The sequence below is a fragment of the Erwinia sp. Leaf53 genome (assembly GCF_001422605.1).
In the GTDB taxonomy this organism is placed as follows: domain Bacteria; phylum Pseudomonadota; class Gammaproteobacteria; order Enterobacterales; family Enterobacteriaceae; genus Erwinia.
On record NZ_LMLK01000003.1, the window covers coordinates 73658 to 94921 of the forward strand.

The following is a 21264-nucleotide window of genomic DNA, read 5'->3' on the forward strand; positions in this document are numbered from 1 at the left end:
CCTGACAAAGGTTTCTGACTCACGAGTCTGAAACCCAGAATTACAGCCGTTGAGGGTCATTATGTATCTGTGTGACCTGCGTGCTGTAGTTTATGGGATCCGCTTAGAAAACGGAAAACTTCCCCTGTTAAGAGCGTTGATTAAGCCTATTCCCGGATCTACCGCTCACCAACGCGTAATAGGTCCCAGGCGGACATCCTGTTCTGCCCGGGTACCGGCTTAGCTAGCGCAATCTCTCCAGCAGCTGCTCGGCGCCTTTATCCACCCCCGTTTCTGCCGCACTCATTGATCCAAACGTAGCGCCTACGTTCATTGCGTTCGGATACTGCTCCGCTACGTAGGCCAGCAGAAGTTCGCCGTTCGCGGCATCTTTCACCTCAACGGCATAGTTGACGTATCCGCTCATCAGGCCGCGCCCGCCGCGTAAGGACTGAACGATATTATAGGGGCCGCCGGCCAGGTCGAATTTCGTAATGGTCCCCACAAACTGGGGCGTCGTGTCCGCGCCGGCCAGCGTCAGCTTAAGCAGGAGAGCGGGAGCGTTCCCGGCGGAGGTGTTGACAGTAAACTTCTCCGCAAGCACTTCGGCGAACTTCTTCTGCATGTAGTCGGCCAGATTGCGCCGATCTTCCTGCGGCAGGTCATTAAACTGCGCGTAGCTGCCGCCGTAAATCTCGACGGGTTCGATAGTGATGCTGCGGTATTTGCTCCAGTCAACCGGGGCGGCGTAGCGGAAAGGTATCCGCGCGCTGTCGTCAGCCGTGTTGGGTAGCATTCTGGATGTGGCCTCGATGCCGGCATATTTCACCGGCGAGGTGGATGAACACCCCGCGGCGGCAATGATGGCGGTCAGGATCAGCGTGCGGGACAGCTGTTTAGTCAGGCAAACCATAGAAACACTCTCCGATCAGGTTTTTCAAAAATAAACTGTACGGTACAGTTAACATGCTTTATCCTGACTCTGTCAACAAAATGCTTCATTTCGTATCTGTAATTTACTCATGGGGAGTCCGATATGATCGCATGGCTGCTCATCACGCTGGAGAGTACGCCGCTGCGGCAATGGTTCATCTATGGAACTAGGACGATAGTTGTGGCACTCACCTTAGCGATCACCGGCGGCAACCTCAGGGAAATCTGGCGCATCCGCCGATTCAGGCTGCATCGGGCCAGGTTCTATGCCATCAGGGTATGGGGATGTTCAGCCGGGCTGCTGCTGATTTTTTTGCTGGTCGAATGCATCGTGGTGGATACATTGGGGGTATTGACGCTTCTGGTACTGAGCGACGTGACGCTGTACTGAAAACCTTTCCGCGTCGTCAGCGGGCTGACGCGCCAGCGGTAAATACGTCCACGGCACTTTTAACCATCGCCACGATATCCTGCTGCGTATAAACCGGCATGTCATGTCTGAGAAAGAGCTCGTCAGCTTCGGCCCTTACCAGAGCCGAAAACTGTTTCGCTCTCAGTTCGGGGCTGGCGGGCCGCATGTCGCCAGCGTCAATGTGCTGCTCCATCAGTGCCGCCAGCGCGTTCATACTCTCCCGTACGCCGGACTCATAAAAGATATCGCCAATGCCGGAATGCCCCGCCTCACCGATAACCATGCGATACAGCTGAAGCCCCTTCCAGTCGGACGTCAGTGCACCCAGCATGCCTTCACCAAAGCGCTGCAGCCGGTCATTCAGAGAGAGTTTACTGCTGTCCTGACTGTGAAGATCGTCCGCCGCGCGCGTCAGAAAGTTGGTGCCGTAAGCCCTGACCACGGCATCAAGAAGACTTTCCTTGGAGGTAAAGTAGTTATAGAGCGTGGCTTTAGAGCATTCGGCCGTTCTGGCTACCCCTTCCATGGAAGCACGTTCATAGCCCTGCTCAAGAAAGACGGTGGTGGCAGCGTTAAGAATGTCATTTCGTTTCTGTTCAGTCAGTTTTCGCATGTCGTTTCTCCCTGTTAACTGCTGTCAGATTAACAGAACCGGCGGGTTCATTAAAGTTGCGCCCTTTTGTTTCGCCATAGGGACAACCTGAATGCCCTCTGACTGATGCGGAGTCAGCACTATCGTATGCAGGCTGGATGTCAGGCCCGGAGAGACCTGAGCGGGATATTTCTTTAACGTACGTCATGGATAAAATTCATTGACAGCCAAATCTGTTCCCATGAAGACATGAACTACTGAAAGCACGAAAGTTAGTGTGAAATGCACTCCAGTTTATGCAGTGCATTACCGTTCGACTCTGCGAAAAGGTGGCCGCCAGCAGGAGGGTATACATGCTATTCCCCCTCGGCGGGTCCGGCAGAGTTCGGCCGGATTTTAAACCAGATGGCGTACATCGCCGGCAGAAACACCAGCGTAATAACGGTGCCGCCAAACGTCCCGCCAATCAGGGTATAGGCCAGCGTGCCCCAGAATACCGAGTGGGTCAGCGGGATAAACGCCAGAATGGCCGCCATCGCCGTCAGCAATACCGGCCGGGCCCGCTGCACCGTCGCCTCCACCACCGCGTCAAATGGCGCCAGCCCTTGCTGTTCGTTGTGATGGATCTGGCCGATCAGGATCAGCGTGTTACGCATCAGGATCCCCGACAGCGCGATCAATCCGACCAGCGCATTGATGCCAAACGGCTGGTTGAACAGCAGCAGGGTGGGCACCACGCCGATCAGCCCCAGCGGCGCGGTGAGGAACACCATCACCATCGCCGACATCGACCGCACCTGCAGGATAATAATCAGCAGCGTCATGGCGATCATAATCGGGAACAGCGGTGCCATCGCCCCGGTGGCTTTGGCGGACTCTTCAATCGATCCCGCCTGCTCGATGCGGTATCCCGCCGGAAGCGAAGCGATAAGCGGCTGCAGCGCCTTCGTGATGGCGGTGGAGACATCCGGCGGCTGCAGGTTTTCGGCGATGTCCCCGCGGACCGTTATGGTTGGGGTGCGATCGCGACGACGCAGAACAGGATCTTCCGTCTGCACCTCAACCTGGCCGATCTGCGACAGCGGAATGCGCTGGCCGGCAGAGCCCACCAGAGTAAAACCGGCTATTTTTTCCGGATCAAGACGGATATCCCCTGCCGCGCGCCCCATGACCTGCACCGAGCGGATATCTTCACGCACCGGGGTGATCGGAATGCCCGAAAGCAGGAACTGAAGCTGCTGCGCGACCGCGGTCGACGTCAGCCCCACCCCCTGCAGGCGATCCTGATCCAGCGTGAAGTGCAGCGCCGGCACCTTAGGCCCCCAGTCGGTGTTAACGGTCCTCATCATCGGGCTGTTCTGCAGCACCTGTTCTACCCTGTCAGCAATTTCGCGCAGTTTGACCGCATCCGGCCCCATAACACGCCAGGCCACCGGATAGGGTGAGTAAGGCCCAAACACCAGCTGAGTCACGCGCACGCGCGCCTCGGGTGCCAGGCCCTGCGCCGCGGCTTCACGAAGCCGGAACTTCAGCGCCTCACGGGCTTCCGGGTTGTCCGTCAGCACCACAATTTTCGCAAACGACGGATCGGGCAGCTCCGGCGCCATGGCCAGGAAGAAACGCGGTGAACCCTGGCCGATATAAGACGTCACCATTTTTGTCTCTTTCTGCTTTCTCAGCCAGGCTTCAACCTTCTCGGTTGCCGCGCTGGTTTGCTCAATCGACGTGCCGTAGGGCATCTGCACTTCGACCAGCACTTCCGGGCGATCGGAGGTCGGGAAAAATTGTTTTTTCACCAGCCCCATGCCAAGTATCGCCACCGTAAAGACGGCAATTACCGACCCGGCCACGATCCACTTACGGGCGATCACCCACGTCAGTAAGCGGCGAAAGCGGTTGTAGTGGCGGGTGTTGTAGATCGCCGCGTGCCCACCCTCTACCGTTTTGATCTCGGGCAGCATCTTCACGCCAAGATAAGGGGTAAACACTACCGCCACCACCCAGGAAGCAATCAGGGCGATCCCCACTATCCAGAACATGTTGCTGGTGTATTCACCGGCGGTGGATTGTGCAAAGCCGTTGGGCATAAAACCGACGGCGGTCACCAGCGTACCGGCCAGCATCGGCGCAGCCGTGTGGCTCCAGGCATAGGCCGAAGCTTTGACGCGGTCGTAGCCCTCTTCCATCTTCACCACCATCATCTCGATGGCGATGATGGCATCATCAACCAGCAACCCCAGCGCCAGGATCAACGAGCCCAGGGTAATGCGGTCAAAGTTTTTGCCGGAGGCCTCCATCACCACGAAGACAATCGCCAGCGTCAGCGGCACCGCCGCCGCAACCACCACGCCCACGTGCCATCCCATACTGACGAAGCAGACCACCATTACTACCAGCAGCGCGACAAAAAATTTGGTCATAAACTCGTCGACGGACGAACTGATGTTAACGGCCTGATCGGTGACTTTGGCAAGCGTCATCCCCAGCGGCATCCCCTCATTGATGCTGGCCGTTTCCGCATCCAGTGCCTTACCCAAATCCAGACCGTTCCAGCCGTCCCGCATGATGATGCCCAGCATCAGCGCCGGTTCACCCTGATTGCGGATCAGGAAGGTCGCAGGATCTTCGTAGCCCCGTTCAACGGTTGCCACGTCAGAAAGCTGCAGGGTTCTGCCCTGGACAACAATCGGCGTTTCGCGGATTTTCTCCAGTTTGTCAAAGGCACCGTCCAGGCGGATAAACACCTGCGGCCCTTTGGTGTCAATCGAACCGGCGGGGGTCAGTACGTTCTGGCCGTTGAGGGCGGAGAAAATATCCTGCGGCGCGATGCCCAGCGTGGCCAGACGGTCATGCGAGAACGAGACAAAGATGCGCTCAGACTGTTCGCCGATGATATTGACCTTTTTGACCCCCGGCACATGCAAAATTCGCTGGCGTAACGCTTCCGCATCGCGCACCAGCAGCCGCTGTGGCTCCCCTTTTGCCTTCAGCGCAAACAGCGCAAAGGTCACGTCGGAGAATTCATCATTGACCATCGGCCCGATGACGCCGGCAGGCAGGTTATTAGTTTCATCAGCGAGCTTTTTACGCGCCTGATAAAACGCTTCCTGCACCTGAGAAGGCGGCGTGCTGTCCTTCAGTGACAGCATGGTAAAAGCCAGACCGGGGCGCGTGTAGGTCTCACTGCGGTCATACCACCTGAGCTCCTGCATGCGCTTTTCCAGCGGTTCAGCCACCTGGTCCTGCATCTCCTGCGCGGTGGCACCGGGCCAGGCAGAAATAATGGTCATCTGCTTGACGGTGAAGGGAGGATCTTCCGCCCGCCCCAGTTCAAAAAACGACAGGATACCGGCCACTGTGATCAGGATAATCAGGAACAGCGTAACTGAGCGCTCGCGTACGGCCAGCGCTGAAAGATTGAATCGCCCCCCGCTCATGGCTGGCTCCCGGCGATGTTGCTACCGCTCTGTTCAGCCAGGCGCACGGCCTCACCGTCATGCAGCAGATGCGCCCCCAGAGCGACCACCTGTTCCCCCGGTTTTACGCTGCCGATCACCCGCGCGGCATCGTCACCTACCCCCTGCACCTGCACGGGCCGCCATGACACTCTGGCCGGTTTTCCTGAAATCACCCACACCCCCGGCCCTTTGCCCGGATCGTAGAGGGCCGCTAAAGGCACCTGCACCCTCTGGCCCGGCAATTTATCGTCGCTGATTTGCAGCGTCACCGTGGATCCCAGCGGCGCGCCGGCCATTGTCCCCTCAAGTACAAATCTCGCCTCAAAGGTGCGCGTAACCGGATCGGCCGCCTCGGAAAGCAGCCGCAGTTTCGCCGGAGCTGGCTGCTTAACGCTACCGTACAACGTTGCCTCCGCCTCGCTTCCAACCGCCGGGCGTAACGTTTCGGGCAACTGCACGATGGCCTCACGCTGCCCTGCCCTGGCCAGACGGACCACCGGCTGACCGGCAGTGACAACCTGACCGGGTTCCGCCAGCGTTTCCATCACCACGCCGTCGGCGTCGGCCAGCAGCACGGCGTAGCCCGTCGCGTTTTGCGCCACATTCGCCTGCGCCTGCGCCGCACTGAGTTCAGCTCTGGCCGCATCGGCGGCGGCCTTGATCCGATCGTAGTCCGATGCCGATACCGCACCTGTGGCGACCAGCCCGCGGTAGCGCGCCTCGTCATCGCGGGTTTGTTTAGCCCGCGCCCGTACGGCCGTGACGGCCTGTTGCTGAGCCTGCGCCTGCAGGCTGAGGTCAACCGGATCCATACGCATCAGCGGCTGGCCGCGTTTAACGGTCTGGCCGGTATCGACCAGACGTTCAAGGATTTTACCCTGCACTCTGAAACCGAGATCGCTTTGAACCCGGGCGACCACCACCCCGGTAAATGCGCGTGAGGCATCCAGCGCATTGACTACGGTCGCAGACCTGACCAGGGGCGGCTGGGTACGGGGATCGTCGGTACCGGTAGTGTCACCGCAGGCCACGAGAGCAAGCGGCAACAGGCAGACAGCGAAGGTGGCAGGATTGAGCCTGAGCATGGATTACCTTAATTGATTGAGCAGGACGGTAAGCGCATTCTCAAACCAGTGACCAAAAATGTCAATGGTCACTAATGGCGCTGACAGACCTCGCAGTATCATTCAGGATAAGAGCGCTGAGGGAGTCGCTGCTATCATTAGGGTTCAGTTGAGGTTTTCGACTAAGCGGCTGGCGCTGTGGCAACGCGGCCAGCATCTGCTGGATAAACTCGATGCAGGAGAGTCACTGTGAAAAAGAGCGAACTGCCGACCAAAATCTGCACGGTATGCGGACGCCCTTTCAGCTGGCGAAAAAAGTGGGAAAAATGCTGGGACGATGTGCGGAAGTGTTCAGAGCGCTGCCGGCGGCAAAAAGACGCCTCATAAGGGCCTGGAACGCGCTCGCCTGATAACCAGACAGAGCGAACTCACGCTGGAATAGCACTAATTCTTATATACTTACTGTAAGTATAAACATGTCATTAATAACAGTATTGACACTGATTTTAAAACCCGTAGATTGGACTTTAACGGCGGTGAAATATCAGATCGCCGTTCAGGTTGAAAGCGTTAGTTAATTTGAGTGTGAAGTGTAATTTGCGATAAAGGCCACGAAGTTTGTTGTATGGGACGTTGACGATAAGCGATGTTTGTTCTACGTCGACACAGCGTTAAGGCCACGTAACCAGTTGCAATAATCGCAAATTTATGAGGAAACGCGACGATGTAAGGCCATGTTTTAATAGTTATTACTTGCGATTCGATGGTGAAAGCTCGTTGAGTTTAACGATCGCAACGGAAGTCAGGCCACGCATCAAAGAGTATATGTCGCGAGGGGAGATGTACCTGTTTAGAGTGCCATTCCTGCAACGTTACGAGGATGGCAGGTTAAGTATAACGGTCAATAGAGGGGGTTTTAACTGTTAACACCCAATATTATCTGTGTTAAACGCGTACATTTAAAATCAGTATCACCGTAGTCTTCCTTTAAGTCTGTTAATGTTAAATTCGAAGTTCGTAGTAGATTAAAAGCCCTGACTGCAACGGTCGGGGCTTTTATTTTGAACAGCCACCACTCAGGGTGCTAAACTGCTCAGTATCAGCGATGAAAGCAGCACCGCGGCCGACGACGCCGTCTCAAGATTATATTGCAGCTGCACCGGGCAGATATAGGGCTGCATTACCAGACAGATCGCATCGGCCGTCTCATCCAGCGGCGTTTTTCGTTCAAACTCACCCGCCTGGCGGCCGGCAACAACGATCTGCTCAACCAGCTGACGCAGCCGTGCCTGATACGCCTCTGCCGACGGCCATTTATCACGTGAGGCAACCGCCGCAATGTCGTAAAGCCTGCGATCGTGGAAAAACAGATCGCTGCCGGCTTCGGTCAGGGCACTGAACAGGCGGCGTAATTTTTCTGTCGCGCTGGGCGCGTCGGCGATCGCCGCATCGACAATCGCCATAATCATCGCCAGCCGGTTGCTGCAGATCACCTCGCCGATCGCCTGCTTGGAGTCGAAGAACTTATAGATATAGGCTTTGGAGAAACCGATCGCTTTAGCCAGATCGGAGACGGTGGTTTTTTCATAGCCGTAATGGCTGAAATGTTCGGTGGCGGCTGCCACCACCCGATCGCGGACGCTGTGGTCCAGCGGGCCCCGAGGGGGATGAAGTTCTGTTTGTTTACTCATTTTTCCAGCTTAGCCTAATAAGGTACTGACAGACAACGAGTGACTGATTAATTATAAGGTCACTCAAATAAATCTACACTGCCCTTCTCCGAGGACGCAGTGAAGGCGGCCACCGAAGGTCGCCTTTCTCCAGAGGGAAACGATGCGTCGTGCGCTGCCCCCACTCAGCTAACGACTAAGGCGTATCCACGTAAAGCCGGTTGCGGCCGGCCTGTTTGGCGCGATACATCAGCCGATCGGCTTGTTTAACGACGTCGGCGGGTTTTCTGCCGCTGACCGGCCAGCCAGCAATACCCAGCGAGACGGTGATAGTGCCGACGCCATCCACGGCTGAGCCAGCCACCCGCTTACGCACCCGCTCACCCACTTTTGCCGCCTCAACCAGCGGGGTCGCCGGCAACAGCAGCATAAACTCCTCTCCGCCGATGCGGCAGACGATATCGCCCTCCCGGGAACACGCCTCAAGCAGCCGCGCCAGGTGGCACAGGGTAGCATCGCCAGCCTCGTGCCCCCAGGTATCGTTAATCGATTTGAAATGGTCGATATCCAGCACCACCACCGCAAATGGCTGGCCTGCGGCCTCCATCTTTCTCAGCGCCTCTCGTTTTGCCCGCCGGTTGGCCAGCCCGGTCAGCGGGTCGGTGTGCGCCTGGGTATTCAGGCGGCGGATGGTGTCCTGCATGGTTGCCATACCCTTTAGCAGCTCCTGCTTAATGCTGAAGGCTTCGCGGTACCAGGTCAGCACGCCGCGGATCCGCTCAATATTTTCACGGGTGTCGGGCCCGGCAACCCCACGGGCCAGCAGGCGCAGCGGCCGCGAGATCAGATGGGCCAGCCACCAGATAGCCACCACGATGGCAATCGCAAAAGGAATAATGCTCAAGAACATTTTCCAGATTAGCGGTTCCAGCGCCACCAGCGTCGACGCCCGCGTGCGCTCAGAAACCACCAGCCAGCCGGATAAAGGCACTCTGGCAAAACCGGCAATAACGCTGTTCCCCTCGCTGGTCTGCAGTAGCAGCGGGCCGCTGCTTTCGCTCTGCGCGAAATAATCCATTAACGCCTTGTCCACCAGCGTGCCGACGCGCGCCGGGTCCGGATGATGGATGATCCGGCCCACCCGATCGACAATGTATGTGCGGGTGCCGTCGCGGTTAAAGTGATCGCTGGCCAGGGTATGCAGCGTCCCCTGCTTGCGCACGTTGATCGCCCCACCAATCAGACCCCGATACTGACCGCCCTTGTCCCTGACTGGCATGGTAATAAACACCACCTGCCCGCCTGAGGTCGCCTCAAACACGTTGCTGACCATCGGCCGCTGCTCGCGCAGGGCCTCTTCACTGCCGTCGGCGTGCGTCACCCTCCCCAGCAGCCCTAACCGCTCAGGGGTCGCCTTGAGTATTTTACCTGCCGCATTAATGATGATGACGGCACCGAACGACGCATCCTGATCGAGCAGCCGGTGGGACTCCTCCGTTAACAGACGATCGTCCGTCAGCGCATCGCCGATCAGCGCGGCGCTGTACCCCAGCCTGCGGTGCGCTCCGTAGATAAAATCATCCACCCCGGAGGCGACTTTCAGGGCATAAGCCCGGCTTGACTCCTGAGCGTTTTCCAGCAACGCCTGACGCTGAACCTGCCAGGCGACAAATAAACTAATCAGCAACGTAACGACGAGGATGAGCAGGGAAGACAGAAGAATAACCCCGCGCAAATCTATCCTGGCGGACAGACCGGCAGATTTAATTCGTTTAAGCATAAGCCCTCGCACAGCGTTGCAGTCTCCAGATCGTTCCGGAATCCCTGATACCACACTCCCACCTGAAACCGCGGGTAAAACCCTTTGGCTACCCCCGGCAACCAGGGGCTGAACGTTGCCTGTGGGCATAACTGTCCAGCCACCGTCAGTCTGCAATCGGTCACCGGCAAGCGCAAGCGTTGGTTGATGTACGGGGAGATTTTCCGCCTTTGTAGCAGGGTGCCTGGTCTCGTTGAGCGGCCAGGTAATACCTTGCCTCACATCTCAGTTCCAGCAGCAAGCCCCCTCCCCTCTCTGTTCGCAGAGTGTCATTGACTGGTTAACCTTATTTAGTTACCCCCATTGAAATCAAGCACTATCCCAGTTTAAAGGAATGCATAATTTACAAAAAGAAAATAGCATGAACATTCAACAATTAACTCAGTTATATGTATTAAGAACAGTGATTAGCTGTACTAAAATACAGGTAAAAAAAGTTTTTATAAGATGCATTATTTTTAGATTGAAATAAATTAACACCGTCACTCATTAAAAATGGAAAAAACAATGAAAAAAGAATCATGCGGAGAAGACTGGCATCGCGCTGATATCCTCGCAGCAGTCAGAAAAAAGTGCGGATCACTGGCGGCACTCTCAAGAGGTCATGGGCTTAGTTCTGGTACATTAGGGAATGCATTAGTGCGGCCCTGGACTAAGGGCGAACACATCATCGCTGAAGCGATTGGCTTTAAAGCTGAGGAGATCTGGCCTTCTCGCTATCTGTCCATATCTGGTGAAAAACTTAAGCGAATTCATCGATTCAGGCTGGAGTGTGAATTATCTCTCTCGAAGAGTAAGCGATAGCCAACTCTCACCTCACATAAATGGGAAAAGATAGAAAACCTGATTACACTGCTAACAATTTTTACAAAAATAAAATAAACCACTATTGTTAATATTTAAAAGATACATATAATTCACAGTATCAGAATTAATAGATTGACTTTCGCAAAAACTCATTGCCTTTAATAAAATAGAAATAATTTAATTTAAAATTACCGCCAAAGCATGAACCACTTCAATTTAATATTCAATCGACATGACAAAATGCACATCATAAGAAAACTTCGGAAAGGATATCAGAAAATGAATAAATATTTTTTTGACAATATTACGATAAATGAAAGGATAAAGAACATACTTGAAAAAAAACTCCATCACTATAAGAACATAAAATATGCATACGCCATCATGAGCAAAAGAAACCCTGCAAGGTTCGTTGTTATTTCAAACAGAAAAAAGTGGTTTGATGTATATGTCAAAAACAACTTTCAGTTTATAGATCCGGTCCTTATCACGGCATTGAATCGGTTGACGCCTTTTTCGTGGGATGAGAATACTGTACTGAACCATGGGATAAAAGTACCGAAACTTTTCAACATAGCAAGCAAGTATAATATCATCTCCGGGTACACCTTTGTTTTACACGATCATAACAATAATCTTGTTCTATTATCACTAATAATAGATGAAGAGTGTGACAGTTGTATTGAAGAAGCCATTCATAGAGATAAATGTCAACTCCAGATGGTGTTAAACACTATTCATGAAAATTTAACAACTCTTTATCAAGGTCTAAAAATAAAATCTGATAGTTACGGAAATAGCATTCGTGGAATACTGTCAACACGAGAAAATGAGATAATTTATTGGGCCAGCGTGGGAAAGACCTATCAAGAAATAGCGACCATCCTGGATATTAAACTAACGACAGTAAAGTATCACGCCAGTAATGTCGTAAAAAAACTTGGCGTTATTAACATAAAGCATGCGATTAGATTAAGTGTTGAGCTTCAGCTTATCAAGCCGATTCTATCAGACATGCCATAATATAGGCCATGAATCTAAGTTATTGAACTTATACTTAGAACACGATTTTATTTTTTCAATCACAATGCTTTGATTTTTATCATCAACCGGCATATAAATAAATAGAATTTTCTCAGATTGCTCTGACACACCTTCACTGACAACTTCAATCATCCATCCTGTGCGCTTGAAAATAAGAAAAACCTCAATACTTACGACTGCATAGATACTTGAATAGCCGTTTGATTTTGAGTAATTTATCATTGAGAGTAATAGTAGAGTGCTCACTGGCTGATTATGAATATTTAAATTTTGTGTGGTGACTTTATCTACAAACAATCTACTCGCCTCCAAATAATCACCTTCTGGAAGATTGAGTTTTTTGAAGTTTTTTTGGAAAACACCTGAAATCATTGTCTTATTTTTCGAATCAATAAATCTCACGCCACATACTAGCTTATTACCAATCTTGCCAAATATGTAACTTGCGGATCTATTATCATACTCGTCTGACTCCAGGCTTTTTCTCACGGAAACATTCCAATTCAATCGTGTTTTGAACACACCACATCTCAATGAGAATAAATCATGCATCTCAGCACTGGTTAAATTCTCGTAGGTCACATCATACAATTCAAGCATTATAGTTAACCCTCCAGATTCTAAAGCGAAAAACAGCATACGTTTATCATGCAAGCACAAGTATGACAATCGTATTAGGTCCAAACAATCACTTCACTCACTTACCACCTGAGCCATCATAACAACAGATTAAAACATCTGCCTTGTTAGTAAAACTCATTACAAACACCAATGTAATACTCAAGAAACTCGCGAAAGCATAACCTTTCACAAAATCAGTCAGTGGCTATTAACATCCCAGCGCGCCCCAAACGGTCGGGCAGATTACCCGTTGTTTGCATCTTCATCTCCTGATGTGACAGTACTGACATAATGTTCTGTTCCCGAAGAGAACAGCGTTAGCATTGATACTTTGCTTAATCTGACCAGTTCAGAGGCCAGAACGACAACCAGCCACGGCGCCATTGGGCCAGGAATACCGCATAACTTTTCCAGCACCAGACGTTCAGCAGGCTGCCATGCCGCGCCACAGCGTGCACCGGTAGTCATCAGTGACGCAGCAGACTTTTCCCAGCTCAGCGCATCGGCCAGCGTCCTTACGCTGGTACAGGCAACCGTCTGCGTTTCCAGAAACAGAGTGAACCCCCGCTCAAAGGCTGCCATATCCAGCGCCATTGGGCGTAGCAGACGTGCCGGGTGCGCAAGGTTATGTATAAGCGCTACGTCATCGCTGGTCAGCAGCAGTGACGCCAGCCAGTCGCTATATGCCTCGCCGCCGTTAAGCTGCATTAGCAGAATCAGATCGACCGTTAACTCAGGCTGTTTAAGCCGTTCTGCCATACGCTGCAGGGATAAGCTTGCCGTCACGGTAATGTCGTCCGGCGGCTCACGCAGAGGAAAACGCGACGCCCAGTGTCTGGCAAAGGTCTCAGTCAGTTGTGCAACGGGGGAATCCGAAACAAGGGTGACCCGCAGCGGAAGATCTGGCGGCAGCGTGCTTAACGCTTCCTCAACGCCAGCCAGACAGAGTTTAAGCGGATCGTGAATATGGGCCATCCGCCGGGTCAGTCCCCCGCGAGACGGAATGGCTGCTGACGGCTCATGGATCACGGCGGCAGTCAGGCCATCCGGCAACTGCACACTGCCTGCCAGAATGGCAAGGTGCCTGCCTGCCCAGGCTTCCCACTGCTCCTGAGCGAATTGAGCTTCGTTCTGCAGAAAGACGTATTCGTCTGTTGCCCGCACCAACCACCACCCGCGCAGAGACAACATCAGCAGCCAGGCACCCGGCACACCCAGTGAAAGCTGCCAGATATCAATATTTGCCAGCGCTGGTACCGTGCCGGAAGCATGAAGAAGAAATAATAAAGCCCCAATCATCAGCGCCAGCGCACCACTCAGCGACCACCACATCAGGGATGGAGCCAGCGGCAGTTCCCTGACAGATGCTTTAGTCCTTTCCCATTCCATATGATTTATCCTAACGTACTGTTGGTTGCGCTGGAGAGAACCCGGCAACCACACTGACATTGACAGCCATCAACCACCACCGCCCGACCGCCGCAGGTGCGTTGCGGCATGCCTTCCACAATTTGACTGGTTCCATGCCCTGCAATCGGACAGCTGACCCGATCGCCGACGACCGCAACGTTTTTACCGTCCACGATTATTTTTGACGAGGCGGTAATGACTTTGCCGCCATGAGTCGTACTATCGCCAAGTACTACGAGTGCTTTTGACATAATCATTCCTCGGTTATGAACAGGCTGAACCTGAACAGTTAATCCTCAATCTCAGGTGCCTGCCTGGCAAACTTTTTCATCTGCTGCTTAAACGCCTCACGATTCTTCTTACGCTGCATCACCAGCTGCGGCCAGGCAAGCTCCGGCAGCGGGTTATTAAGAAACGGCAGATATTCACTGGCCATCGAGTGGCGTATCGGACTGGTGATATGATCAAAGGCCGGATTAGTATTACGCGGAAAAACAGACTGCCTATACTCGGCTGCCTTTCTGCATGAAAACTTATCAAATACTATTTCGCCTCTGATTTCTCATCACTCTTTCATCGAAAGTAGTTTTTCATAATCTGGAGCGATTTTTCGCTCATGCACAACCTCCCCGTCAGGATAGGTGATTATCATCCCTGCTGGATCTTTGCGATTTTTAGGACTTTCAAGTGTCACCACTTTTTGAAGATAAAATGTCGGTGATATTAATATTTCCTTCGTTCCGAACACCCTGAAGTATCGACTCCATTTTTCAAACCTCGTATCCCCACCAAACATTTCAAACGTTGTCTCATTGAACATATGATTGATAAAAATCACAGGAAATAATTCTGTTTGCAGGTTTAAATCGCCTCGAGTCTCTTTTTTACTTCCAGAGCCCTCCCCCCCACCATAAGCTTCGTCATCAAAGCCAAAAACGTAGCTCGTTGGGATAATTTTCTTTCCTGTTGCTAAGGCAAGTGTCTTTACAGGTTGAATGTCGACTCTTACGGCACTGAGTTGCCATTCACACTTTCCACCACCGTTAAGCGCGATTTGGGCTTGCCAGATATTACTTTTACCCCGCTGAGAGAGAGACACCAATTGTGGGTTTTTACCTCTGTCCATGCTGGTGTGAGATTCAGTGCCTTGATCGTAAACCTCGCGCTGGCACTTCTCTGAGCGGTACAAAACATCCATCGGTATAACTTCCGTTTGCGGCGGCAGTTTCACCGACAGCGTGATCCACTCTGTGCCAGGAGGTGGGCTCAACGTATAGTCCGGGCGCACGGCACAACCGCTGAGAGGCAATACTAGCGCTATTAAATTGATAAGTTTAGATAATTTCAACTTTTTCCTCCGCTTCTGATTTGAAGCGAGTCAATGCATTTTCGCCACCGGGTAGCTTGTGGGTGATATCCAGCGTAGTGCTCAGCATACTTTGCAGATCGAGAAATATTTTATTACGCATCAGTTCTTCCTCAGGTGCCTGCATGGCATACTTTTTCATCTGCTGCTTAAACGCCTCACGATTCTTCTTACGCTGCATCGCCAGTTGCGGCCAGGCCAACTCCAGCAGCTGATTATTAAGAAATGGCAGATATTCACTGGCCATCGAGTGGCGCATTGGATTGGTAAGATGATCGAATGAAGGATTAGTATTACGCGGAAAAAGACGCTGCATATCGTCCACCGGATAAGCTTTAACCAGCCTCTCCTGCGCCTGTTTAGCCTGTTGATTTTCACTTTCTGACAGTGAAGGCACGAGAAATAATTTAGCTTTAATCGGCAAACGGTAGCTATAGCGGCGACAGGTGTTGGGGTTCATCATCACCCGGCACTCCTCGTAAGAAACGGATTGTGCCGTGCGGAAAAACACCACTGGCTTACCGTGATGCCAGTAGTGTTCGCCGATATAGCCCCCCAGCATCTGAGTGGGCATCTCCGCCAGCAGCGCCCAGAAAAAACCAAGCGTATTCCCGAGATAGCCAAACTTACCGTACAGCCAGTTATCTAAATTGGCATCAAAGGGCACGCTCGGAATGGTGTCGGCATCGTTAACATGCCGATAATGCGTTATTGGATACAGACTGCCGATAGCATCAGCCGTAAAAGTTCGTGGCATACCGTAAGTATAAATAATGGGCTCACCAGCTTTCATTTCAGCTGCATAGGTCAGCCCAAGAGCACCGCCAAGACTATGCCCACAGATAAATAATTTTTTTATTTCATTCGCTTCTGACAATGATTTTTTTATCTGTGCGAATTTCTCATTAAATCGTTCCTGTGCCAACTTATACGCATCGTAAAACCCACCATGAATACTTCCAGCCTTTGCTAACTCTGGCGGACAGGGTACTGGGATAAACGAAGCGTCAGTTAACCAGTCGGCGCCTTCCTGAGTTCCGCGCCAGGCAACAACCAGATGCCCGGCACACTCAACATAAAAAAGCTGAGTGCTATCAAGTAAAGGCTGGCCCTTTCCGCTGTCTTTTTTATCGGATGAGTCCAAAAATTCAGCCGATGTGTAACGCTGGCTGAATGGCACATCAACAGTCAGGGCACGCACGTAAGATGGATACTCTTCGTAACCTGGCGTGGTTGACAGATCCTGGCATTTCTCGAGGAAAAATTGTTTTATTACACTGTCTCCTCCTTTTGCATATGCCATATCCGCCATCAGCCCGAGGTTATACCCGTTCGCCAGAGAGTACTCTTTGGTATCGTGCAGTACCAGCACCCAGGCCCGGAACGGGCAGATCTCAATAACGTGACGTTTATCAAGCTGCTCGCGAGTTAGTTCAAACCCTTTGAGGGATTTTCCTTCAGGGAAATGAAACTGCGGCAGCTGTTTCGCCTCCCATTTATCAATCTGCGGCGCACTGTCGCAGAGCTCACCAATGGTGACGTAATGGTGCAGGTAGCCTTTCTGCTCAGCACTAATCTGCACGTTGGAGCGCCAGCTGTTGGCGATCGGCCGGCCAGCCGTGGCAGAGCGGCGCGGTGGCCGGCTGATTGCCAGAGGCCGCTGCTGCATTTCATCCGCCAGCGGCTGTGCCTCAACGGTTAACGTCAGATCCAGCCAGTGCAGGCTGGTAACACGAATCAAGCCTTCACCGTCGCTGCTGCCTTTATACGCTGGCAGATGACCGCTGCGGGTGGCTTCGTTCTCCAGGGTGTAAGGCAACGCAGATACCGGTTTGCCTGCTTCGTCTACCAGCTGGATTTCAACCCAGTACTCTTTCTGCCCGCAGGTAAATGCATCCGGGCATTTAGGTTTAAGGGATGTATATGCCGTTGGCTTATGCATGGCGATCTCCTTTCGCTAATATATACGCACTCAGTTTTAACAGTTCTGAAAAAATCAGAACCAGGCTTAAAAGCAATATTCACCCAAGGTTTAACTACTTCGATAATCATCGTCGGTCGTTAGCCAGAATCCTGGCCCTTCATCAGGCAATTCATCCGGAAACTCGATCTGTAGGCTGGCGGGCATTGAGGTATGAACGGCGGAGGTTTTGCCGGCGTCATCAGAAGCACCGAAAAAGACATCTCCTTCCCCGGTGGTGATCTTGTAGCGCGTAAACGGCTTAATTTCACCTGACCGTGGGTCTTTAAGGGTAAACTTCTCCTGGTATCCTTTAGGGAAAGTCAGCGCCGGCGTATTCCGTGTTGCGGGCCCGGTCTGGTCAACGTTTGTGGCTTTGAGAAATATATTTTTGGGACAGCCCAGTTCGATATTTCCCTCGCTCAGCTTGATGTATGCCCCTCCGCAGTTGAGGATCAGCGCCTTACTGGCATTAATCGTCACGCTGTTTTCAGTGCTGCTGATGGTTACGTCTTCCAGTGCGGAAGCATCCAGTGCGTTGCCCATTGCCTGGATATCGACTTTGCCTGAACCGGCAAACAGCTGCATCCCTGCCCCCTGTGCAAACAGCCTTACCGTTTCCTCAGCGGCGACGGTAAATGACCGGCCCGCACTGATATCAGTATTTTTCCCTGACATCAGTCCAATGCTTTTACTGCCCGATGCCAGACGAATGGCTTGCTGGCTGAGAACAGCAATGCCTTCTGGCGCATGAGCCAGGATTCCGGCTTCTTTCAGATGTCCCAACGCGTCGTCCAACTGCTGCTGGCTGTCAATTTCACCCGGCGTAGCCTTTGCCGTCTGCGCCGCTTTATTCAGGCTCTGTGCCAGCGACAATGCCTGACTCAGCTGTCGGATAGCTTCATCCATATCCAGGCTATGGCCCTGAGCTTTGGTCTGTTTATCCGCGCTGATAAACACCCCTTTACCACCACGCAGGCTCAACCAGTCATCCGTGCGCAGCTCGGCCCCTTCACCGCGCAGCACGCGCTGCGCATCAACGTTATGCCCCAGGTTCAGCTGCGTCTTGCCGCCGTATTCGGTGCTGAGCTTGATATGCTGCTCGCCGCGCCTGTCCTCCATACGCAGTTTGTTCAGGCCGGCGGTGCGGATCACGTTGCGGGTGTTATTGTCGGCGGTCACGTGGTCCGGGTTATAGGAATCGTGCAGCGCATGGGCTATGTAGGGGCGATCCCGGTCGCCCTCGTGGAAGGCGATAGCCACTTCGGTGCCCTGAATCAGCGGGAAGTGTATGCCGAAGGTATCGCCGCCGTAGGGTTTGGCGAGACGCACCGGCATGCTTTCGTAGCCCTTTGGTTTTTCATCACGGTCGGCGTCAAATCTGACCCAGTAGAGGCCGCTCTGGCTGAGATGCGCGTAGCTGTCCTGCGCTTTGGCGCTGGTGACACGCGCCATCAGGGTGCCGCTCACCACCGGGCGGGGTTTAGCGGCGGGTCGCCAGCAACGGGTTTCGCTGAAGGGAACCGCCTCCCAGTTAACCTGCAGAGCGTCTTTGCGGCTGGCCGTAAAGCTGGCCCGCACAATCACCACGTCGTTTTCTAACGCTGCGGGCAGGGTCTGGATCGGTGAAGCCGGGCTGATGGTCACAACTTCAGCAGGGGCTAAGGTATAATCCGTGCTGCTGCCGACGACCAGGGTCTGCCTCGACAGGTAACGTTCATGCTCCAGCCGCGCCCAGAAGTTACCCGTCTCTGTATCGGGGGTATGTTTATTGCCTGCGCTAAGGTACTTAGGCCGATAGTGCCAGACGTCACCATAGGTCTGCAGCTCACTTTCAACGCCGCTCCTGTCGGCGGGCGGCGTCAGTAAAACTTTGTTAGCGGCGCGGTGGTTGTAGTCCCCGGCGGTGACGGATGCCTCCACCACCTGATGATGAACGTGAATATCCCACACCGACTCCACGCCGTTGCCATGGGTGCCGGACGGCCCGATCAGCGGCAGTGTTTTACCAAACCGCCAGGCACGTTGCGCGTCGGCCATCTGCAGTACTTCGGTCAGGGTGTCAGGCTGCAGAGTGAAGAAGTAGAAAATCCCCACTTCGGCCAGCAGGCGCTCAACGAACGCCAGGTCGCTTTCCTGATACTGGTTGATCTGTTCGCGCTTCGGGTAGCACCCTTTGAGGTTAAACGCATATTCCCAGTCTTTGAATTTATGCTCTGCCAACACAGCCTTCACCACCTCGGGCACCGATTGGTTGATAAAGAAACGGTGGGTGCGAAACTGGTTACGCAGTAAAGCCAGATAGGGTTCCAGAATAAGCCGGTATGTCGCCTGGTCTGGCGAGGCTTTGACACGTTCAAAATGGGTAGTGACACCGTGAACACGCTTTAATCCCGTTATGCTCAGCAAGGGCCCGGTCCCCATCGTCAGGGTGACCGACTGACGCAGGAAGTGCGCAGCATGCAGGTCTTTCTCCGGGCAGGTGAAGGTGACGTCATAACGGTACAGCCCGCTCATCATCTCCAGACCGCTAAAATCTTCCACGTCCAGCGCTGCATCACAGGACGGGATCTCCAGCCGGTAGCGATTTAGCGAGCTGCCCTCCAGACCGGGTCCCTTCCTTTGTACTGTGTTTATCAGGCTCATCGCGAACGCTCCTTTTTGATAAGCATTACTCACCAGGATCGCCGATTGTCGCGGCATTCAAAGCGCGACCCGGGACACTTTCCGTATGGGTACAGACGCGACTATAGAACAGCCCGGCGGGAATGAGCAACAGGTCATGAAAGGAATTACTAACTGATTTATATGGGAATAATCTTAAAGAATGGTAATAACTTGCTGATTAAATAGCCAAATAATCTCTGAAATTATTTGAACACCTAAACAAGACACTCGTCATCAATTTATCTGGCTATCACCGTTCATTCAGCAATAACAGCAGAATAACTTAAGCATTACGGATCGTGATAAGGGGTGGAATGCTGGTCGAAACCGCCGCCATGGCAGGAAAAACGGGACGACTCGGGCGGTTGAAAGTCCCGGGACTCCCCTCCGTAACCCGCCAGTCAAGTTTTCCATCACGGTGCAGTATCCGTACCTGTTAGTGGTCTCTCCTCACGTGCGGGTCATCGTGGACTATCTGCCGAAGGCGTTTGCCCGCCAGCAGGGGCTGCATCCGCCGTTAGCGGCGCTACGCGATTTCCAGCCCCGCCGACTTCTTCAGCGCCTCAATCAGCCTCCTCGTCACTCCGGTCAGCTGCTCCGGCGCATAGACCGCATAGAGGTCGGCCGGGATCGCCTGCACCATCGGGCGGAAGGTAACGCCCGGCCAGCTCATCTGCGCGTAGCTGTCGGCCATTATAGTCAGGCCAAGGCCGATACTGACCAGCGCCAGCACCGTCTGCGGCTCCACCGCTTCGCGCACCACCTTAGGGGTGAAACCGGCCTCGGCACACACCTTCTGCAGAAAGGTCCAGTCGGAGTGGACTGCGGTCATGGTGACAAAATCTTCCTCGCGCAGCTGACGAATGTCGATCGCCGGCTGCTGAGTCAGCGGGTGCTCCACGGGCAGCGCCACCATAAAGGTGGCGTCGTTAAGCTTTTCGCTGTGCAGCCCGCACGGCGGGTGGGTCTCCATGCGCCAGATGCCGGCGTCGATCTCGTTGCGCTGCAGCAGCGCCAGCTGGTCGCCCGGTGATTTTTCGTAAAACAGAATTTCGCTTGCCGGGTAGTCCTGCATATAACGGCGGATCGCCGGGCGCAGGCCACCCCAGATGGCGGTGCCGACAATCCCCAGCCGGATGCGCCCGCTCTCGCCCCGGCCTATCTGCTCCACCTCGGCAAAGGCGCACTCGACGCTGTTAAGCAGCGCGCGGGTTTTATTCAGCAGCACCTCCCCGGCGTGGGTCAGCACCACGCTGCGCGAATGGCGCACGAACAGCTGGGTGCCGAGCTGGGATTCAAGCTCTTTGATATGGAAGCTGAGCGGCGGCTGCGACATATTCAGGCGGGTGGCGGCGCGGCCAAAGTGCAGCTCCTCCGCCACCGTCTGAAAGTAGCGCAGCAGCTTGAGGTCCGGGCGGTGCGGGCGGGATGACGGGTTCATGGGGTTTCCATAGCGGGAAAC

18 protein-coding genes are annotated in these 21264 nt (G+C 53.5%); 4 read left to right on the forward strand and 14 right to left on the reverse strand.

What is annotated here, in order from left to right; genetic code table 11:
* Positions 1-223: 223 nt before the first annotated feature.
* Positions 224-892: a DUF3313 domain-containing protein gene (locus ASF13_RS04180; protein ID WP_056232915.1), complete on the reverse strand. Its 669-nt coding sequence runs from the start codon at positions 890-892 to the stop codon at positions 224-226.
* 123 nt (positions 893-1015) lie between these two features.
* Here ASF13_RS04180 and ASF13_RS04185 point away from each other — a divergent pair, with 123 nt between their 5' ends.
* Positions 1016-1303 (forward strand): hypothetical protein, encoded by a 288-nt coding sequence (locus ASF13_RS04185; RefSeq protein ID WP_056232917.1) that lies wholly within the window; start codon positions 1016-1018, stop codon positions 1301-1303.
* Between the two features lie 16 nt (positions 1304-1319).
* On the opposite strand, the gene ASF13_RS04190 is transcribed toward ASF13_RS04185, so the two are convergent.
* The 3 genes from ASF13_RS04190 to ASF13_RS04200 all read right to left on the reverse strand — a co-directional run bounded on the left by ASF13_RS04190 (position 1320) and on the right by ASF13_RS04200 (position 6459).
* Positions 1320-1937: a TetR/AcrR family transcriptional regulator gene (locus tag ASF13_RS04190; protein WP_056232919.1), complete on the reverse strand. Its 618-nt coding sequence runs from the start codon at positions 1935-1937 to the stop codon at positions 1320-1322.
* A gap of 335 nt (positions 1938-2272) precedes the next feature.
* Positions 2273-5353: an efflux RND transporter permease subunit gene (locus tag ASF13_RS04195; RefSeq protein ID WP_056232921.1), complete on the reverse strand. Its 3081-nt coding sequence runs from the start codon at positions 5351-5353 to the stop codon at positions 2273-2275.
* Positions 5350-6459, reverse strand: coding sequence for an efflux RND transporter periplasmic adaptor subunit (locus ASF13_RS04200; protein ID WP_056232923.1), 1110 nt, complete (start codon positions 6457-6459; stop codon positions 5350-5352). The genes ASF13_RS04195 and ASF13_RS04200 overlap by 4 nt, the downstream gene beginning before the upstream one ends.
* Positions 6460-6687: 228 nt before the next feature.
* Between ASF13_RS04200 and ASF13_RS23215 the strand changes: the two genes are divergently transcribed.
* Positions 6688-6825 (forward strand): DUF2256 domain-containing protein, encoded by a 138-nt coding sequence (locus ASF13_RS23215; RefSeq protein WP_072166275.1) that lies wholly within the window; start codon positions 6688-6690, stop codon positions 6823-6825.
* Between the two features lie 689 nt (positions 6826-7514).
* On the opposite strand, the gene ASF13_RS04205 is transcribed toward ASF13_RS23215, so the two are convergent.
* Both ASF13_RS04205 and ASF13_RS04210 read right to left on the reverse strand, forming a co-directional pair.
* Entirely contained in the window at positions 7515-8129 is a 615-nt protein-coding gene (locus ASF13_RS04205) for a TetR/AcrR family transcriptional regulator (protein WP_056232924.1), read from the reverse strand.
* Positions 8130-8304: 175 nt separating this feature from the next.
* On the reverse strand, positions 8305-9795 hold the full coding sequence (locus ASF13_RS04210; protein WP_162237180.1) for a sensor domain-containing diguanylate cyclase: 1491 nt from the start codon (positions 9793-9795) through the stop codon (positions 8305-8307).
* Between the two features lie 639 nt (positions 9796-10434).
* Between ASF13_RS04210 and ASF13_RS23220 the strand changes: the two genes are divergently transcribed.
* Both ASF13_RS23220 and ASF13_RS04215 read left to right on the forward strand, forming a co-directional pair.
* Positions 10435-10731 (forward strand): helix-turn-helix transcriptional regulator, encoded by a 297-nt coding sequence (locus ASF13_RS23220; protein ID WP_072166277.1) that lies wholly within the window; start codon positions 10435-10437, stop codon positions 10729-10731.
* 282 nt (positions 10732-11013) lie between these two features.
* Positions 11014-11757 carry a LuxR family transcriptional regulator gene (locus tag ASF13_RS04215; protein WP_056232929.1) on the forward strand — a complete coding sequence of 248 codons (744 nt, stop codon included), beginning with the start codon at positions 11014-11016 and terminating at the stop codon, positions 11755-11757.
* Here ASF13_RS04215 and ASF13_RS04220 read toward each other — a convergent pair.
* The 8 genes from ASF13_RS04220 to ASF13_RS04245 form a co-directional block, all read right to left on the reverse strand.
* Positions 11743-12417: an acyl-homoserine-lactone synthase gene (locus ASF13_RS04220; RefSeq protein WP_082502280.1), complete on the reverse strand. Its 675-nt coding sequence runs from the start codon at positions 12415-12417 to the stop codon at positions 11743-11745. The two genes, ASF13_RS04215 and ASF13_RS04220, sit on opposite strands and share 15 nt — an antisense overlap.
* Before the next feature lie 225 nt (positions 12418-12642).
* Complete coding sequence (locus ASF13_RS04225) at positions 12643-13788, reverse strand: hypothetical protein (RefSeq protein WP_056233456.1); 1146 nt, start codon at positions 13786-13788, stop codon at positions 12643-12645.
* A 5-nt stretch (positions 13789-13793) separates the two neighbouring features.
* Positions 13794-14060 carry a PAAR domain-containing protein gene (locus ASF13_RS23225; protein ID WP_072166278.1) on the reverse strand — a complete coding sequence of 89 codons (267 nt, stop codon included), beginning with the start codon at positions 14058-14060 and terminating at the stop codon, positions 13794-13796.
* 38 nt (positions 14061-14098) lie between these two features.
* Positions 14099-14245, reverse strand: a complete 147-nt coding sequence (locus ASF13_RS24180) for a hypothetical protein (protein ID WP_156365549.1) — start codon at positions 14243-14245, stop codon at positions 14099-14101.
* Positions 14246-14374: 129 nt separating this feature from the next.
* On the reverse strand, positions 14375-15157 hold the full coding sequence (locus ASF13_RS24870; protein ID WP_233209034.1) for a hypothetical protein: 783 nt from the start codon (positions 15155-15157) through the stop codon (positions 14375-14377).
* A complete protein-coding gene (locus ASF13_RS04235) occupies positions 15144-17117 on the reverse strand; it encodes a lipase family protein (protein ID WP_056232933.1) in 1974 nt (657 codons plus the stop codon). The genes ASF13_RS24870 and ASF13_RS04235 overlap by 14 nt, the downstream gene beginning before the upstream one ends.
* Before the next feature lie 90 nt (positions 17118-17207).
* A complete protein-coding gene (locus ASF13_RS04240; RefSeq protein ID WP_056232935.1) occupies positions 17208-19781 on the reverse strand; it encodes a type VI secretion system Vgr family protein in 2574 nt (857 codons plus the stop codon).
* Positions 19782-20328: 547 nt separating this feature from the next.
* The gene (locus tag ASF13_RS04245) at positions 20329-21243 is read right to left on the reverse strand and encodes a LysR family transcriptional regulator (protein ID WP_056232938.1); all 915 of its coding nucleotides are present in this window, start codon (positions 21241-21243) and stop codon (positions 20329-20331) included.
* Between the last annotated feature and the right edge of the window lie 21 nt (positions 21244-21264).

Coding starts and splice junctions, on each gene's coding strand:
- ASF13_RS04195 (WP_056232921.1), bottom strand. CDS start 5,353: ATGAGCGGGGGGCGATTCAATCTTTCAGCGCTGGCCGTACGCGAGCGC.
- ASF13_RS04190 (WP_056232919.1), bottom strand. CDS start 1,937: ATGCGAAAACTGACTGAACAGAAACGAAATGACATTCTTAACGCTGCC.
- ASF13_RS04185 (WP_056232917.1), top strand. CDS start 1,016: ATGATCGCATGGCTGCTCATCACGCTGGAGAGTACGCCGCTGCGGCAA.
- ASF13_RS04200 (WP_056232923.1), bottom strand. CDS start 6,459: ATGCTCAGGCTCAATCCTGCCACCTTCGCTGTCTGCCTGTTGCCGCTT.
- ASF13_RS04245 (WP_056232938.1), bottom strand. CDS start 21,243: ATGAACCCGTCATCCCGCCCGCACCGCCCGGACCTCAAGCTGCTGCGC.
- ASF13_RS23225 (WP_072166278.1), bottom strand. CDS start 14,060: ATGTCAAAAGCACTCGTAGTACTTGGCGATAGTACGACTCATGGCGGC.
- ASF13_RS24180 (WP_156365549.1), bottom strand. CDS start 14,245: ATGGCCAGTGAATATCTGCCGTTTCTTAATAACCCGCTGCCGGAGCTT.
- ASF13_RS04215 (WP_056232929.1), top strand. CDS start 11,014: ATGAATAAATATTTTTTTGACAATATTACGATAAATGAAAGGATAAAG.
- ASF13_RS23220 (WP_072166277.1), top strand. CDS start 10,435: ATGAAAAAAGAATCATGCGGAGAAGACTGGCATCGCGCTGATATCCTC.
- ASF13_RS04235 (WP_056232933.1), bottom strand. CDS start 17,117: ATGCATAAGCCAACGGCATATACATCCCTTAAACCTAAATGCCCGGAT.
- ASF13_RS04225 (WP_056233456.1), bottom strand. CDS start 13,788: ATGGAATGGGAAAGGACTAAAGCATCTGTCAGGGAACTGCCGCTGGCT.
- ASF13_RS04205 (WP_056232924.1), bottom strand. CDS start 8,129: ATGAGTAAACAAACAGAACTTCATCCCCCTCGGGGCCCGCTGGACCAC.
- ASF13_RS04240 (WP_056232935.1), bottom strand. CDS start 19,781: ATGAGCCTGATAAACACAGTACAAAGGAAGGGACCCGGTCTGGAGGGC.
- ASF13_RS04220 (WP_082502280.1), bottom strand. CDS start 12,417: ATGCTGTTTTTCGCTTTAGAATCTGGAGGGTTAACTATAATGCTTGAA.
- ASF13_RS04180 (WP_056232915.1), bottom strand. CDS start 892: ATGGTTTGCCTGACTAAACAGCTGTCCCGCACGCTGATCCTGACCGCC.